This is a genomic window from Marinobacter salinus, assembly GCF_001854125.1.
In the GTDB taxonomy this organism is placed as follows: Bacteria; Pseudomonadota; Gammaproteobacteria; order Pseudomonadales; family Oleiphilaceae; genus Marinobacter; species Marinobacter salinus.
The window spans coordinates 3,772,961-3,788,734 of record NZ_CP017715.1 but is presented as its reverse complement, the minus strand read 5'-3'; the positions used below and the strand labels follow the sequence as shown (position 1 = coordinate 3,788,734).

Below are 15,774 nucleotides of genomic sequence, written 5' to 3'. Positions count from 1 at the left end.
AAAAACGATAAGAGGATAGAAGAGCAATGAAGATCCGTTCTGTTCTTTCCGCGGCTGTGCTGGCTGTAGCAACCACCTTTGCCGCCACACAAGCGCTCGCACAAGACACATTCACACTCCGTCTCGCAGAAACCTGGGGGCCGAACTTCCCGATTTTTGGTGACGCCACCAAAAGCATGGCGGCCATGGCCGAGAAGATGTCTGATGGCCGACTGAAAATCCGCATTGACTCCTCTAATAAGCACAAAGCCCCACTGGGCGTGTTTGATATGGTCAGGGCCGGACAATATGACATGGGGCATTCCGCCTCCTACTACTGGAAAGGCAAGGTACCCAACACCCTGTTTTTCACCAGCATGCCATTCGGTATGACCGCTCTCGAGCAGTACGCGTGGTTCTACTACGGCGACGGCATGGAGCTGATGCAGGAAGTGTACGAGCCTCTGGGACTGAAGTCCTTCCCGGGCGGCAACACCGGCATCCAGATGGGTGGCTGGTTCCGCAAGGAAATCAAATCTATAGAAGATCTTCAGGGTCTGAAGATGCGTATCCCGGGGTTCGCCGGTGAAGTCTTTTCCGAGGTTGGCGTCAGCCCGACCAATATCGCACCGGGTGAGCTTTATACCGCCCTTGAGCGGAACACCATCGATGCTGTTGAGTGGGTAGGCCCGGCTCTGGACCTGCGTCTCGGCTTCCAGCAGATTGCCGACTACTACTACACCGGCTGGCACGAACCTGCAACCGAGCTGCAGTTCCTGGTCAACCAGAAAGTCTGGGACAAGCTGCCGGCTGACCTTCAGGAAATCTTGCGCATCTCCATGCGGACTGCCGCGTACGACATGCTGATCCAGTCGCAGCATGAAAACGCGAAGGCCTGGGCCAGCATCAAGGAAGAGTATCCGAACGTCCAGATCAAGAAGTTCCCGACAGAAGTGTTCCAGACCATGTACAAGGCTAACCAGAAGCTGCTGAAGGAAGCTGCCGCTGGTGACGAACTTGCCGCCAAGATTGTTGAGTCCCAGGAAGACTATCTGGAGAAGACACGCGCTTACACTGATATTTCAGAGCGCGCATACCTCAACACAATGGCCGAAGTCGAGTAAGATATCAGCCGTTCCTGAGCCGGGATCGTTCTCTCTGGGCGATCCCGGTTTTCTCGTTTATAGAATCTGAAAAATCGCCAATCCGCTTGGCGGAGGACTGGAAATGCGGTGGATTATCAAACTGGATGAGGGCCTGGCCCGACTATCCAATCTCTGTGGCTGGGTTGCCTGTGCTGCCATGATACTGATGGCCGGCAACGTCTTTTATGATGTTGTGTCCCGCTACGCGTTCAACGAAGTTTCAATTGGCATGCAGGAGATGGAATGGCACCTTTACTCGGTTGTTTTCCTGCTTGGTATTCCTTACGCGCTCCGCACGGATGGCCACGTACGTGTAGATGTTTTCTACACGAACTGGAGCAACAAGGCCAAGGCCTGGGTTAACCTGTCGGGCGCGGTTCTTTTCGTTATCCCGTTCGCCTACCTCATTGGCTCTTACGGTTACGATTTTGCGCTCGATTCCTACTCTATGGGCGAAGGCAGCGGTGATCCCGGCGGCCTGCCCTATCGCTGGATTATTAAAGCCGTTATCCCCGTATCAGCATTCTTTATTGCAACCAGTGGCCTTGGCATGGTGACTTTCGCGATTCGGGTGCTGTCCGGTGAGAAAAGCTACGAAGTGGAGCACAGCGGGGAGGGCCTGGCATGATCGGTCTAATCATGTTTGGGGCGGCACTCATCATGCTGATGCTGGGCTTCCCGGTTGCCTTTACCTTTGGCGGCGTCGCGCTCTTCTTTGGCGTTTTCTCTGAAGGCATGGATCTTTTCGCGTTCATGCCCTATCGCATCATGAGCGTGATGCAGAATACCGTGCTGATGGCGGTTCCTCTGTTTATCTTCATGGGCGTTGTTCTCCAGCGCACCAAGCTGGCTGAACAACTGCTGACATCCATGGGCCGCCTTTTTGGCGGGTTGCCAGGTGGTCTCGCCATCTCAACCGTTCTGGTCGGGGCATTGCTGGCAGCATCAACCGGGGTGGTGGGCGCCAGCGTTGTTGCCATGGGCCTGATTTCCCTGCCCGTGATGCTCGCACACAAGTACGACAAGCGCCTGGCCACAGGCAGCATCTGCGCAGCGGGGACTTTGGGACAGATCGTGCCGCCGTCCATCATCTTGATCATTCTGGGCGACGTACTGGGTCTGCCGGTCGGGGATCTGTTCAAGGCAGCGGTCTGGCCGGGCATCGTGCTGATCGGCCTGTACATTATCTACATTCTGGTCATGACCCGCCTGAGGCCGGAAACCGCGCCAGCGATGCCGGAGGATCCAACGAGATCCCGCAAGCAGGAAGTCGCCTCTGCACTGCTCGCCATTATTCCTCCGCTCGCTCTGATCGTTGTTGTTCTGGGGTCAATCTTTGCGGGTATTGCAACACCTACGGAATCTTCCGCGCTGGGCGGAGTAGGCGCGGTTGTTCTGGCCATTATTTACCGCCAGTTCTCGTTCCGGATGGTCTGGGACAGCGCCAAGGACACCGTGAAGGTCACCGCCATGGTGTTCGCGATCCTGATCGGCGCCACCGCATTCTCCATGGTATTCAGCTATACCGGTGGCGACTATATCCTTGAAGGCTGGCTGCATGCGTTACCTGGTGAAAAGTGGGGATTCATCATTCTCGCCATGCTGGTCATTCTGGTGCTCGGGTTCTTCATCGACTTTGTGGAGATTGCCTTCATCATCGTGCCGATTCTGGCGCCGGTGGCAGAAGCCATGGGTATCAACATGCTCTGGTTCGCCATTCTGATCGCCATGAACCTGCAGACGAGCTTTTTGACACCACCCTTTGGTTTCTCGCTCTTCTACCTGAAGGGGGTGGCCCCGCCGAACGTTAAAACGACGGATATCTACAAGGGCATCATCCCCTTTATCCTCATACAGATACTGGTGCTGGCACTCATTGTGATTTTCCCGGAGTGGTTCGGGATGAGTGCCACGTACTGATCTTCTGAAAACCGGGCCCCGAGCCCGGTTTTTTTTATCTGCCCATTCTCGCTCTTTCCGGTTTCTGCCTTTAGGCTCATGGCTATCCTCGATAAGCCGCTAACCTGACAAAATCCAATCGTTTTCTATACTGAACAAATAGTCGACGATTCTCAGATCAGTATTCGGTGACGTCAGGGCGTCATCCGTAACAGTGACGTTGAGGTTAAGGCAAAAAGGAGAGCACGATCCATGGATCAGAGTACTGCCCAAAAATCCACGCAGGCCGAACGTGAACATAAGCCTCACGTATTGACCTTGCCACTGGAACAGACCCGGACAGACAGAAACCCTCACAGCTACGAACGCTGGCTCGTCGCCAAACTGATGAGAATGGCAGGGTCGCCGCCGGTGAGATTCCGGTTGTGGAACGGCGAATTGATTGACATCGGGGATCAGGAGGCCCGGTTCACCATACACCTCAGTGATCCCAAGGCTCTCTATTCACTGGTCACCAATCCCAACCTTGCCTTTGGCGACTTGTACAGCGCAGGGCGACTGGAAGTAGAGGGTGACTTGCCCGATCTGATGGAAACCCTGTACCGGGCGGTCCATGCTGCACGGCAAAAATGGCCGAAGTGGCTCGAGGCCCTCTGGCGAAATCACAATCCACGCCCCACCGGAATTGCTGAAGCAAAGGAAAACATTCACCACCATTACGACCTGGGCAATGAGTTCTACCAGCTCTGGCTGGACCATGCTGCCATGCAGTATACCTGCGCCTATTACGAACGGCCCGAGCTGACTCTGGAGCAAGCGCAGCTTGCCAAGCTGGAGCACGTGTGTCGCAAGCTAAGATTAAGGCCCGGCATGACCGTGGTTGAGGCCGGCTGTGGATGGGGCGGGCTGGCTCGATATATGGCCCGGCATTATGGCGTCAGAGTCGACGCTTACAATATCTCAAAAGAGCAGCTCACCTATGCCCGGGAACAGGCCCGCAAAGAAAATCTGGACCAGCTTGTCAACTTCATTGAGGACGACTACCGCAACATAAACGGTCAGTACGATGCCTTTGTGTCCATTGGCATGCTAGAGCATGTCGGAAAGGAAAATTACCTGGCACTGTCCGAGCTGATCAAGCGAAGCCTCAAACCCGATGGCATTGCACTCTTGCACAGTATCGGCCGCAATCGCCCTATGCTGATGAATGCCTGGATCGAAAAACGCATTTTCCCGGGCGCCTACCCGCCCAGCATCGGAGAGTTCATGGAAATCTGCGAGCACGGTGACTTCTCCGTTTTGGATGTCGAGAATCTCCGGCTTCACTATGCCCAGACACTGACGCACTGGATGGAGCGGTTCAGCAGCAATGAAGAGGAAGTCTCGACAATGTACGACGAGCACTTCACCCGCGCCTGGCGCATGTATCTGGCTGGTTCCATTGCGGCGTTCAGAGCCGGTTCGCTGCAGCTGTTCCAGGTGGTCTTCACTCACGGAGACAACAACCGGTTGCCCCAAAACCGTCAGGACCTTTACGCCTTTCCAGCGGCACCGGAGGAGGCCTGATGGAATATTATGACCTCATCATCGTCGGCGCCGGTCCGGCGGGTTCAACCCTGGCTCACGCTCTGAAAGACAGCGGAAAACGAATACTGATCATCGACAAACAGGACTTCCCCCGGGACAAGACCTGCGCCGGCTGGGTCACACCGGCGGTGATGGAAACGTTGCGCATTGATCTCGACGATTACGGCAACAGCCGGACACTTCAGCCGATCCGCCGGTTCCGGATTGGCATGATGGGGCAACCGGCCGTGGAAAACGACCACGGCGATATCGTGAGCTATGGCATTCGCCGCTGCGAATTTGACGCGTATCTGTTGGATCGGGTCGAGGCCCCCAAACAGCTCTCCACTCCCGTCAGGTCCATTGTTCGAAAGGGGGCAAACTGGATAGTCAACGACACCTGGGAAGCGCCCCTCATCGTGGGAGCCGGAGGACACTTCTGCCCCGTCGCCCGACTCCTGGGAGAGGGCCCCGGCAGTCACGAAACCGTGGTGGCAGCGAAAGAAGTTGAGTTTGAAATGACACCCGAGCAGGCAGCAACCTGTCAGGCTCGTGGTGACACACCCGAGCTCTGGTTTTGCAGGGACCTCAAGGGCTACGCCTGGGTATTTCGAAAGGGCAACTACCTGAACATCGGACTGGGCAGGGAAGACAATCACAAGCTGACCGCACACCTTCAGGCCTTTGTGGATGAAATGAAGGCCACAGGCCGAATTCCCCCAGACCTGCCAGGCCGGTTCAAGGGCCACGCGTACCTTCTGTATGCGCACGCAGAACGGCCACTGCTGGATGACGGAATTATGCTGATCGGTGATTCTGCCGGGCTGGCCTATACCCAGAGTGGCGAGGGTATACGACCTGCGATTGAGTCAGCCTTGATGGCGGCCGACGTGATAGAACATGCCCCCGACTATTCCGCCTCCGCCCTGCAAATATACGGAGATGCCATTGCCGAACGATTCGGCAACCGGGCAGGCGACACAGAACAGGGCTGGCAGGTACCGGACTGGGTCAAGACGCCACTGGCCAGTGCCCTGATGCGCTCACACTGGTTCACCCGAAAGGTGGTGACGGAGAAGTGGTTCCTGCATCAGGAAATACCTCCAGTAAGCCTGGCGGTATAAAAAACCGGGCTTGTTGCCCGGTCAGATCTACTGCTTCGACCAGCTTAGTGGCCGAGGTAACTGCGATACATCCACACCGTCTTTTCCTGCTGGGAAATATAATCGCTCATCAGCGCCACAGTGCCTTCGTCTTCCGCTTCACCAGCGAGGCTCAGCAGTTCACGCTGTTTGCCAATCAACTTGGCAAAACTTTCCACAATGTTTTCCATGGCTTCCTTACCATCGGAAACGTCCTTCCGCTCGGGCACTTCGGAACGCTCAATATAGGTGCTGTAGGCGTGCGCAGGACGATGGCCAAGAGTGAGTACCCGCTCGGCAATTTCGTCGATTTTCAGTAGCAGGTCATCGTAGAGCTCTTCAAATTTCACGTGCAGCTCGAAGAAGTTGTCACCCTTAATGTTCCAGTGGTACCCACGCACGTTCATATAAAAGATCTGGTAGTTGGACAGCAGATCGTTCAGCGAATCGGCAAGTTTTGCCGTCTTTTCGGTATCCAGACCAATAAAGTTCTTACCCATTGCGCGTCTCCTTGACAGTTTAGGGATTCAATATGTTTCTACTTTAGGGCATTCAACCAAGCATCGGGAAGTGTAGTTAGCCAATCCTTTTAATAGTTATTGGTTATTGATTTTTAAATCAATATTTAAACAACCGAAATTACGGGGTAACCTACTGTTTATTAAAGCTATTAAACACCGGGTCCGCAATCGGTACACCCCTCTTCAGGTGCCGGACCAATGCTGAGGTTACGGCTCAGGTCTTTCAGGGCGGTTCTCAGCCCCTCCTCGATCACCGGATGGTAAAACGGCATTTCCAGCATTTCACTTACGGTCAGTCGCCGCTGGGCCGACCACGCCAGTAAGTGGGCAATATGTTCCGCCGCCGGGCCAAACATTTCCGCGCCCATGAACAAGCCACTGCCGTGCTCCCCATAGACTCTGAGCAGGCCTCGGTTCCGACCAATCACACGACTCCGCCCCTGGTCCTCGAAGGACACCTCACCAACCGCGAAGCAGCCATGACAGCTCTCATCCACCTGGTGAATGGTCATCCCGACTGTGGCGATCTGCGGGTCGGTAAAGACCACGGCCAGAGGTGTCCGGCGCAGACCGGTCCGCACCTCCGGATAGGAGGCTGCGTTGTCGCCCGCAATCCTCCCTTCGTCTGCGGCCTCATGCAGGAGCGGCAGACTGTTGTTGGCATCACCGGCGATAAAAATATGACTCTGGCCGCAACGCAGGGTGTAAGGATCAAACAGCGGGAGCCCCTCCTCGTCCAGCTCAATGTCAGTGTTCTGAATATCAAGCCCGTCGACATTCGGCTGCCGTCCGGTCGCCGCCAGCAGATAATCGAAAACCTCGGTTTTTTCGCCGGCACCGCCATCCACGAACGTAACGGCCACGCCGTCATCAGTCCGCTCAACTCTTTTTACATCCGCATCCGGATCCAGCGGAAACTCCTCGTTAAAGGTTTTCAGCGCATAGTCCCGGATAGCGTCATCCTGAATCGGGCCAACCGCGCCGCCAACGCCGAACATCCGCACCCGGACCCCGAGTCGGCTCAGAGCCTGCCCCAGTTCCAGGCCGATCACGCCGGGGCCGAATACCGCTACCGAGTCCGGTAGGGTGTGCCAGTCGAAGATATCGTCATTCACCACCAGCCGATCCTTGGCTTCTTTGAGAAAACCGGGAACCTTGGGCCGGGAGCCGGTCGCAATAATAATGCGCCGGGCGTGAACCTCTACATTGTTACCAACCTCAAGGTGATTCGGCCCAACGAAACGGGCATGGCCCATGAGACGATGTTCCTCGGGGAATTTTTCAACGGAGCGAATCACCGAACCCACAAACCGGTCCCGTTCGGCCCGCACCCGCTCCATCACTCGCTTGCCATCAATGTTGACTCCGCCGGCCGAGACACCAAAAAGCTCACCAAGCCGCATCTGATGGGCGTTCTCCGCAGCCGCAATCAGAAGTTTGCTGGGCATGCATCCGACTCTGGCGCAGGTGGTTCCGTATTGGTCGGCTTCAATCAGCACCACCTTGTTGGTGACCTTTCGCACACGTTGGTAAGCCACCATACCGGCTGTTCCAACGCCGATAATGGCAACGTCTGCTTCTCGCTTATCCATACAACAGCCTCCTGGGGCATTCCCGGCCCACGGGAACAGGGGAAGATTCAGTGGGGCGTGACCTCATTATAGAACCCGTAACAAGTTTCATCCGCCCGTGAAAAAACCGTGGATTCAGCCTATGCTGTCAGACTTTTCCAATGACGGCGAACCTGGCGGAGACGAAAGCATGCACAATTACTGGCCGGAATTTCTGACGGTCGCGCTGGTTCACTTACTGGCTGTCGCAAGCCCGGGGCCGGATTTTGCCGTGATGCTCAGGCAAGCGCTTAGCCAGACTCGAAACCACGCTCTGTTGACGGCCACCGGCATCGGCCTGGGCATACTGGTACATGTGGGCTATTCGCTGCTTGGCATTGGCCTGCTGATCCAGCAATCCATCGTCCTGTTCAGTATTCTCAAGGTTATGGGGGCACTGTACCTCACATGGATTGCCGTCCAGTGCCTGCGAGCCCGGGCCAGTGGAGTGCATGTAGAAGCGGGGCCCCGCACAAGCCAATCCGGTTTTGCCGCTTTGCGCCTGGGGTTTCTGACCAATGCCCTTAACCCAAAGGCAACACTGTTTTTCGTTTCCCTGTTTTCCGTGGTGATCAGCCCCGGCACGCCCACCGCCCTGCAAGCGGGCTACGGCGTTTATATGGCACTGGCTACCGGAATCTGGTTCGCCATGGTTGCCATCTTCTTCACTCTTCCGCGGGTACGCAGGGGCTTCAATCGTTTCGGCCACTGGCTGGACCGGATAATGGGCGGCGTTCTCCTGCTGCTAGCCGGCCAACTGCTTCTGTCTACAGTGAGCGGATCAGAGCCTCTGTCTGATCCCAGCCCAGGCATGGATCAGTAATGGAGCAGCCATAACGCAGATCCTCACCATCGTCCTGGCGACCCGGCTCCAGGAAGCTTTCCAGCATTAGCCCCCGAATGTGTTGATTCCCGGCATGGCGCTGTGCCACCACTTTCCTGGCAATATCCAGCTGTCGCTCGGCCTGCTTGCAGGCATTATCATGGCTGCAATCCACCATTACCGCTGTGGACAACCCGGCATCGGTCAGGGTAGCGACCGCTTCCTCAATGCTGGCGGCATCGTAGTTGGTGATGCCCCGCCCGCCTCGCAGAACCAGATGTGTGTCGGGGTTGCCCCGGGTGGTAATCATCACCGGCGCACCGGTCGCGGACACACCAAGGTGATGGTGAGGATGGCTGGCCGACTTCATGGCGTTGGTGGCAACCGCAATGCCGCCATCGGTACCGTTCTTGAACCCGGTCGGCATTGGCAGACCGCTGACCATTTCCCGGTGAATCTGGGACTCGGTGGTACGGGCACCAATGGCGGTCCAGCTCACCAGATCGCCAAGGTAATCCATGGCAAACGGACTCAGCGCTTCGGTGGCCAGGGGTAGCCCCATCGCCGCCAGATTAAGGAGCAGACGACGGGAACGGCGCAGCCCCTCCTTCAGATCTCCGGTGCCGGCGCGCTCCGGATCGTAAAGCAACCCTTTCCAGCCAACAGTCGTACGGGGTTTCTCCAGATAGGCACGCATGACAATCAGGAACCGGTCGCTGACGGCATCCGACAGCGTTTTCAGCTTCTCCCCGTATTCCAGGGCCGCCACTTCGTCGTGGATGGAGCAAGGCCCCATCACGATCAGCATTCTGTCGTCACGACCGTGCAGAATTTGCCGGATCGCCTGCCTCTGTTCATCCACTTGCCCAGTGACAAAATCACTCGCTGGCATCTCCTGTTTGAGCTCCGCCGGCGAAGGCAGAACGACTTCCTGCCGGTGCAGAGCCAGAGACCCGGCATTCTGGTCAGTCACTTCAGTGTTCAAGGGCATGTTCATGTCAGTGTTCCCGTTTCCCTGCGTCAGAATCAAAAAAGCCCCGGCTGGGCTACCAGTCGGGGCTTTTTGAGTCCGGTGGCAGCCTGGGTTCTCTGCCGGGCTGCCTTCCTCGTTGTTCGTCGATGAAGATCTTACGGGCGGCCCGGGCTCTGGCTAAAATAAAAGCCATAACCAAACCACCAAGAAAACACAGCAGCAACCCTCACCGTCGATTTTTCACCGAAAGCTTGCAGAACATTCAATTGACAGGTCGTGTGTGTGGTCTTCATGCTTTCCAATATATACCTATGGTTTTGAACTTGGCAACCCCGTTGTCCGGACTTTTTCAAGTCAACAGCTGGGTCAGGAGCAGAAATGACACTGAAAGAGTCCTCTTACCTCTGGCGTGACATGAGCATCCTGTCACAGGCTCTGGCCCTGATACTGGCGCTGTGTCTGTTCCCCGCCGGCGTCCTCGCACAGACTGAAGCGCGGGTCTACGAGTTGCAGAATCGGCCGGCTGTCGATGTGGCCGGACAAATCCGTGAACTTTACCAGAACGCTCCTGTGACAGTGACAGCCCGGGGGCGACAAGTGGTGGTCCGGGGCGACGAACCGTTGCTGGACGAGATCGGAAGGCTGATTACTGCCATGGACGTTGCCCCCGCGCAGCTTCGAATCACGGTTCGATCCCGGGAAAACAGCGGTGGCAAACGCTCCGGCACCGGCGTTTCCGCCTCGGAAAGCCGGGTCGGCGTAACTGTCGAGCGCAAAGTGACCAGCACCAACAACACCCGCCAACGAACACTGGTGGTTCAGGATGGCCAGTCCGCACACATTACCTCTGGCCAGATTCGCACTCTTCCGGTGGCCATTCGGGGCGGTCGTAATCCAGCGGCCATTCTGGAGCAGGTTGAAACCCGAAGCGGCTTTCTGGTGAGCCCACAGGTTATTTCCGACCGTGCCGTTGAACTGAACATCGTCTCTTTCGAGGAGGACCCGGCGTCCCTTCCGGGCTATGAAACGGAAGCCGTGGTTACCATTCGCAGGGTGGAGCCCGGCCAATGGGTATCACTGGGCAAGACATCCACACAAGCGAGTGGCCAGCAGTCGGGCATCACTTACCACGTCAATAGCAACCGCGCCGAAAACCGGAGCTTCGAGGTGAAAGTCGACATACTGCCGTAAACCCTAGCCCCGGTATTTTTGGAGCAGCACGCTCTTGGCCTCATTGATCTTGGCGGCGAGGTAATCATTACCTCCGCGGTCCGGATGCAGCTTCTGGATCAGCCTCCGGTGAGCCGTTATAACCTCCTGTTCGCCGCAACCCTTCTCGACACCAAGCACTTCGCACGCTTCCCGCTCAGACATGTTGCCGTGGGAAGCCGCCCGCCCCGCCTGATTTTCTGTGCCGGGTTCCCGCTCCGAACCCATGCCGACGTGTTGCCGAAACATGGGTACATACTTCAGCATCGCCGGAAGTTTCCGCAACAGGGGAATCAGCGCTGCAACGGCTGCAGTAAGCACATGCACCCGGCCTGTCAGCACCATGAATAGAAGAAGAGCACCCCCGCCGACCAGTATTATCTTCCAGATCGCGGATTTCTGGCCCTCAGGCGTCAATGCTCCCCACTTCTTTAAAACGATAAAAACGGCAGCCGCCAGGGCAATACCGAGAATCCAATGCATGGGTTGATCCTTAGCGAAGGTTCGGTCGTAATTCTGTCACTTTCCCCGATCAAAATACCAGCATCGTTCATGGCGCATCAAAATAGCCGAGAAAAGGGTTAAACCCTTGAACATCCTACGCAGAAATACTGACAAACCGGTGACAAGCCCTATCAGATTTTTATAGGATGCTATGTTTTACGGAAGACACATAGTTATCAGACCTCGAAGGTCCGTTGCACTGAACCAGAAAAACCCCGATCCCCAGGACCCGAATTATGCGCACAGCTTCCCGCTTCCTGATCGTTATTATTTTCCTTGGCGTCGTCCTTGGTGGCATTTTTGGCTACAAATTCTACCAGTTCGGCCAGATGGAGGAGATGATGGGCCAGCCGCGCCCACCGACCCAGATCTCGGCAGTCACGGCTCAAACCGAGCTGTGGACACCGGCTATCAAAGCGGTTGGAAGCATTGAAGCCGTCAACGGTATTGAGGTTGCCAATGAAGTACCCGGCGTCATCGAAACCATCAATTTTGAATCCGGCGACACCGTTAAACAGGGTGACGTGCTCATCCGCATCAATTCCGCGATAGACCAGGCGGCTCTTCGCACCCGCCGGGCCGAGGCCCAGCTGGCTGAACAGGAATTCAAGCGGGTCTCGGATCTGCTGCCCAAACGGGCTGTTTCCCAGTCCCAGTATGATGAGGTCAAGGCTAACTTCGATGCCGCGAACGCCCGCGTGAACGAGGCGGAAGCCCAGCTGAGCAAGAAGGTTATTCGCGCGCCTTTTGATGGCAGGCTGGGCATCCGCATGGTGGATCGTGGCGAATACATTCCGACTGGCACGCCCATTGTCGAAATCAACATGCTTGATCCGATCTATGTTGATTACACCCTGTCGGAAAAAAATCTGCCGGATGTGGCAACTGGCTACCCGGTCGTTGCGACCGTCGCTGCAGTACCCCAGCATGGTTTTGAAGGCACGGTCAGCGCCATCAATACCTCGGTGAACCCGCAAACCCGCACGGTACGGATCCGCGCTACCCTGAGCAACGAAGAGAACCTGCTCCGCCCGGGCATGTTCGCGACGGTGATGACCCGCCAGCCCAGGGACAACGAAGTGGTGACTGTGCCGCGCACAGCAGTTTCATATAACACCTATGGCGATTTCGTTTTTGTCGTCGGCGAAAACGATCAAGGCACCCAGGTTGTCACCCGGCGTTCTGTCAGCACCGGCGAGACCCGCAACAATCGGGTTGAGATCCGCTCTGGTCTGAGCGAGGGTGAGACCGTCGTGGCCAAGGGCCTGTTACGCCTGCGAGCCGGTCAGCCCGTTGAGATCCAGGACGATTCCGGGAAGCCGCAAGAGGCGTCTGAATAATGCGATTTACCGACATATTTATCCACCGGCCGGTTCTGGCGACGGTGGTCAGCCTGCTCATCCTGCTGCTCGGTGCCCGGGCCGCCATGGAAATGGAAATCCGCCAGTACCCTGAGCTTGAGAGCACCACGGTGACTGTCACCACAGCCTATCCAGGCGCCAGCTCGGACCTGATCAAGGGCTTCATCACCACACCGCTTCAGCAGGCGATTGCCGAAGCCAGTGGCATCGACTACCTGACCTCCACCAGTTCCCAGGGCGCCTCCACCATTACAGCCAAAATGGTGCTCAACTATGACGCCAATGCGGCACTAGCCGAAATTCAGGCCAAGGTTGCCAGCCAGCGAAACGTGCTTCCTGCGGAAGCTCAGGACCCGGTGATCACGTCCACCACCGGTGACTCCACGGCCCTGATGTACATTGCCTTCTACAGCAGCGAACTGGACGTGCCCCAGATTTCCGACTACCTCACACGGGTGGTTCAGCCCAAACTGCAGGCGCTGTCAGGCGTTGGTAAAGCCGACCTTATCGGTCGCAAGTTCGCGCTCCGGGTCTGGCTTGACCCTGAACGACTGGCTGCCGTCGATATGACTCCGCCAGAAGTGGTTGCCAAGCTTCGTGCCAACAACTATCAGGCAGCAGTAGGCAACACCAAGGGTCAGTACACCGAGATCAGCATGACCAGCGATACCGACGTCGCCGACCCCGACCAGTTCCGGAACCTGGTGGTCAAACAATCAGGCAGCACCCAGATACGCCTGCAGGATATTGCCCGCGTTGAGCTGGGCTCTGAATCCTACGACCAGCTTGCCCTGTACAAAGGCGACCCTGCGACCTACGTCGCCATTGAACTGGCACCCGGCGCCAACCCCCTGACCGTCGCCGGCCTGGTCAAGGACGCTCTGCCCGACATTGAGAGCCAGCTGCCCTCCGGCCTGAATGTACGCCTCGCCTACGATGCGTCCAACTTTATTGAAGACTCTATCAATGAGGTCATCAAGACCCTGCTGGAAGCGCTGGCAATTGTGCTGGTGGTGGTGTTCCTGTGTCTGGGCTCTATCCGCGCCTCCATCGTTCCGTCCGTGGCGGTGCCCCTGTCACTGGTCGGAGGTGCCTTCGTGATGCTGATGTTCGGCTTCTCGCTGAACCTGCTTACCCTGCTGTCGATGGTTCTGGCTATTGGCCTGGTGGTCGACGACGCCATCATCGTGGTCGAAAACGTCCACCGCCACATCGAGCAGGGGGAGTCCCGTTTTGATGCCGCCATCAATGGCGCGCGGGAAATGGCCGTGCCAATCATCGCCATGACCACCACCTTGGTGGCGGTGTATGCACCAATCGGTTTCATGGGCGGCCTTGTCGGCTCCCTGTTTACCGAATTCGCCTTTACCCTGGCGGGCGCGGTGGTAATCTCGGGAATTGTCGCGCTGACCCTGTCACCCATGCTCTCAGGCCTGGTACTAAAACCCCACGGCAATCCGGGAAGGTTCGAAAGCCTGGTGGAGCGCAGCTTCAATGGCGTGTCCAACGGCTACAAGAAGGCCCTCAGCTCGCTGATGGAAACCAAGTCTGTGGTCATCTTCTTTGCACTCGTGGTGCTGGGCTCAATTTACTTCATGACAATGATGAGCAAGAGCGAACTTGCACCAACCGAAGACCAGGGCATCCTGTTCTATCAGGGCCTCGGCCCTCAAACAGCGACTCTGGATTATCTGCGGGAACACGGTGACGAAATCCAGAACCGGATGTCGACACTGCCCGGGTACGAAGAGGACTTCATGATCATCGGCTTCACCGGACCGAATGCGGTGTTCGGTGGCTTCAAGATGGCGCCCTGGAGCCAGCGGGATATTTCCCAGTTCGAGGCCCAGCCCCAGCTGGATGCGGAGCTCAAGAACGTGACCGGCCTCCAGACTGCCGTGTTCCCCAGGCCTTCCCTGCCCGGGTCCGGTGGCGGCCTGCCGTTCCAGTTCGTCATCACCACCGGCAATACTTACGAGCAGCTGAACCAGGTTGCCGACCAACTGCTGGGCAAGGCCATGGGCAGCGGCAACTTTATGTTCCTGCAGAAGTCGATCAACTTCGACCGGCCGGTCACCCGCATCAACGTGGATCGGGACCGGGTCGCTGATCTGGGATTATCGATGCAGGACGTTGGTCAGGCCCTCTCCAGCATGCTCGGCGGTGGCTACATCAACCGGTTCAGCATGGAAGGCCGTTCATACCAGGTAATTCCTCAGGTTGACCAGCAGTTCCGCCTGGACGCCCAGGCCCTGAACGATTACTACATCCGCACCGGTTCCGGCGAACTGGTCCCTCTGGGCAGTGTCGTCAGCTTCAGCCACGACATTGAGCCATCCACCCGCACCCAGTTCAACCAGCAGAACTCACTCACTCTACAGGGCGTAGTAATGCCGGGTGTCGCTGCCGGAACTGCCATGGACTTCATGGAGCAGACCGCCGATGAGACGCTCCCCCAAGGCTTCAGTTATGACTACACCGGCCAGAGCCGACAGCTGGCGACCCAGGGCAGTGCACTGGTTGTGACTTTCTTCCTGTCGCTGCTGGTAATCTACCTGGTTCTGGCAGCGCAGTTTGAAAGCTGGAGGGATCCACTCATCATTCTGGTGTCCGTGCCCATGTCGGTAGCGGGTGCCATGGCGTTTATTGTGCTTGGCTTCGCCACCATGAACATCTACACCCAGGTGGGGCTGATTACCCTGATTGGCGTGGTCTCCAAAAACGGCATTCTGATCGTGGAATTCGCCAACCAACTGCAGATTGAGAAAGGCCTGAACAAGGTCAACGCAGTTATTGAAGCCGCCGCGATCCGGCTGCGCCCGATCATCATGACCTCCCTCGCGCTGATCTTCGCCATGGTGCCGCTACTGATTGCCATTGGCCCCGGTGCGGAAAGTCGCTTCGCCATTGGCCTGACCATCAGTGCCGGCCTGGGTATCGGTACGCTGTTCACCATCTTTGTGTTGCCGGCGTTCTATATCCTGCTGGCCAGGGACCACAACAACGCGGCGCACTAACTGCGGATAGAAGCCCGGTCACCGA

General features: G+C 56.9%; 13 protein-coding genes. 9 read left to right on the top strand and 4 right to left on the bottom strand.

What is annotated here, in order from left to right:
* Positions 1–26: 26 nt before the first annotated feature.
* The 5 genes from BKP64_RS17455 (at position 27) to BKP64_RS17435 (ending at position 5,713) form a co-directional block, all read left to right on the top strand.
* A complete protein-coding gene (locus BKP64_RS17455) occupies positions 27–1,103 on the top strand; it encodes a TRAP transporter substrate-binding protein (RefSeq protein ID WP_070972935.1) in 1,077 nt (358 codons plus the stop codon).
* A gap of 103 nt (positions 1,104–1,206) precedes the next feature.
* Positions 1,207–1,752, top strand: a complete 546-nt coding sequence (locus BKP64_RS17450) for a TRAP transporter small permease subunit (protein WP_070972933.1) — start codon at positions 1,207–1,209, stop codon at positions 1,750–1,752.
* Positions 1,749–3,044, top strand: a complete 1,296-nt coding sequence (locus tag BKP64_RS17445; RefSeq protein ID WP_070972931.1) for a TRAP transporter large permease — start codon at positions 1,749–1,751, stop codon at positions 3,042–3,044. The genes BKP64_RS17450 and BKP64_RS17445 overlap by 4 nt, the downstream gene beginning before the upstream one ends.
* Positions 3,045–3,275: 231 nt before the next feature.
* Positions 3,276–4,589 carry an SAM-dependent methyltransferase gene (locus BKP64_RS17440; protein WP_070972929.1) on the top strand — a complete coding sequence of 438 codons (1,314 nt, stop codon included), beginning with the start codon at positions 3,276–3,278 and terminating at the stop codon, positions 4,587–4,589.
* A complete protein-coding gene (locus BKP64_RS17435) occupies positions 4,589–5,713 on the top strand; it encodes an NAD(P)/FAD-dependent oxidoreductase (protein ID WP_070972927.1) in 1,125 nt (374 codons plus the stop codon). Before BKP64_RS17440 ends, BKP64_RS17435 begins: the two co-directional genes overlap by 1 nt.
* A gap of 44 nt (positions 5,714–5,757) precedes the next feature.
* Here the strand turns inward: BKP64_RS17435 and BKP64_RS17430 are convergent, their stop codons facing one another.
* The gene (locus BKP64_RS17430; protein ID WP_070972925.1) at positions 5,758–6,231 is read right to left on the bottom strand and encodes a Dps family protein; all 474 of its coding nucleotides are present in this window, start codon (positions 6,229–6,231) and stop codon (positions 5,758–5,760) included.
* A gap of 170 nt (positions 6,232–6,401) precedes the next feature.
* Positions 6,402–7,844, bottom strand: a complete 1,443-nt coding sequence (locus BKP64_RS17425) for a dihydrolipoyl dehydrogenase (RefSeq protein ID WP_070972923.1) — start codon at positions 7,842–7,844, stop codon at positions 6,402–6,404.
* A 169-nt stretch (positions 7,845–8,013) separates the two neighbouring features.
* On the opposite strand from BKP64_RS17425, the gene BKP64_RS17420 reads away from it, so the two are divergent.
* The gene (locus tag BKP64_RS17420; protein ID WP_070973758.1) at positions 8,014–8,685 is read left to right on the top strand and encodes a LysE family translocator; all 672 of its coding nucleotides are present in this window, start codon (positions 8,014–8,016) and stop codon (positions 8,683–8,685) included.
* On the opposite strand, the gene BKP64_RS17415 is transcribed toward BKP64_RS17420, so the two are convergent.
* On the bottom strand, positions 8,630–9,682 hold the full coding sequence (locus BKP64_RS17415) for a 3-deoxy-7-phosphoheptulonate synthase (protein ID WP_070972920.1): 1,053 nt from the start codon (positions 9,680–9,682) through the stop codon (positions 8,630–8,632). The genes BKP64_RS17420 and BKP64_RS17415 overlap by 56 nt on opposite strands.
* A gap of 354 nt (positions 9,683–10,036) precedes the next feature.
* Here BKP64_RS17415 and BKP64_RS17410 point away from each other — a divergent pair, with 354 nt between their 5' ends.
* Entirely contained in the window at positions 10,037–10,849 is an 813-nt protein-coding gene (locus BKP64_RS17410; RefSeq protein WP_227515456.1) for a secretin N-terminal domain-containing protein, read from the top strand.
* 3 nt (positions 10,850–10,852) lie between these two features.
* On the opposite strand, the gene BKP64_RS17405 is transcribed toward BKP64_RS17410, so the two are convergent.
* Positions 10,853–11,350: a DnaJ domain-containing protein gene (locus tag BKP64_RS17405; RefSeq protein ID WP_070972918.1), complete on the bottom strand. Its 498-nt coding sequence runs from the start codon at positions 11,348–11,350 to the stop codon at positions 10,853–10,855.
* Between the two features lie 257 nt (positions 11,351–11,607).
* Here BKP64_RS17405 and BKP64_RS17400 point away from each other — a divergent pair, with 257 nt between their 5' ends.
* Together BKP64_RS17400 and BKP64_RS17395 are read left to right on the top strand one after the other, a co-directional pair.
* On the top strand, positions 11,608–12,711 hold the full coding sequence (locus BKP64_RS17400; RefSeq protein ID WP_070972916.1) for an efflux RND transporter periplasmic adaptor subunit: 1,104 nt from the start codon (positions 11,608–11,610) through the stop codon (positions 12,709–12,711).
* The gene (locus tag BKP64_RS17395; RefSeq protein ID WP_070972914.1) at positions 12,711–15,749 is read left to right on the top strand and encodes an efflux RND transporter permease subunit; all 3,039 of its coding nucleotides are present in this window, start codon (positions 12,711–12,713) and stop codon (positions 15,747–15,749) included. The genes BKP64_RS17400 and BKP64_RS17395 overlap by 1 nt, the downstream gene beginning before the upstream one ends.
* Positions 15,750–15,774: the final 25 nt, after the last annotated feature.

Bases quoted from the DNA above. Each gene is read 5' to 3' on its own strand.
- BKP64_RS17410 (WP_227515456.1), top strand. From the start codon at position 10,037: ATGACACTGAAAGAGTCCTCTTACCTCTGGCGTGACATGAGCATCCTG.
- BKP64_RS17395 (WP_070972914.1), top strand. From the start codon at position 12,711: ATGCGATTTACCGACATATTTATCCACCGGCCGGTTCTGGCGACGGTG.
- BKP64_RS17405 (WP_070972918.1), bottom strand. From the start codon at position 11,350: ATGCATTGGATTCTCGGTATTGCCCTGGCGGCTGCCGTTTTTATCGTT.
- BKP64_RS17415 (WP_070972920.1), bottom strand. From the start codon at position 9,682: ATGAACATGCCCTTGAACACTGAAGTGACTGACCAGAATGCCGGGTCT.
- BKP64_RS17450 (WP_070972933.1), top strand. From the start codon at position 1,207: ATGCGGTGGATTATCAAACTGGATGAGGGCCTGGCCCGACTATCCAAT.
- BKP64_RS17420 (WP_070973758.1), top strand. From the start codon at position 8,014: ATGCACAATTACTGGCCGGAATTTCTGACGGTCGCGCTGGTTCACTTA.
- BKP64_RS17455 (WP_070972935.1), top strand. From the start codon at position 27: ATGAAGATCCGTTCTGTTCTTTCCGCGGCTGTGCTGGCTGTAGCAACC.
- BKP64_RS17430 (WP_070972925.1), bottom strand. From the start codon at position 6,231: ATGGGTAAGAACTTTATTGGTCTGGATACCGAAAAGACGGCAAAACTT.
- BKP64_RS17440 (WP_070972929.1), top strand. From the start codon at position 3,276: ATGGATCAGAGTACTGCCCAAAAATCCACGCAGGCCGAACGTGAACAT.
- BKP64_RS17445 (WP_070972931.1), top strand. From the start codon at position 1,749: ATGATCGGTCTAATCATGTTTGGGGCGGCACTCATCATGCTGATGCTG.
- BKP64_RS17400 (WP_070972916.1), top strand. From the start codon at position 11,608: ATGCGCACAGCTTCCCGCTTCCTGATCGTTATTATTTTCCTTGGCGTC.
- BKP64_RS17425 (WP_070972923.1), bottom strand. From the start codon at position 7,844: ATGGATAAGCGAGAAGCAGACGTTGCCATTATCGGCGTTGGAACAGCC.
- BKP64_RS17435 (WP_070972927.1), top strand. From the start codon at position 4,589: ATGGAATATTATGACCTCATCATCGTCGGCGCCGGTCCGGCGGGTTCA.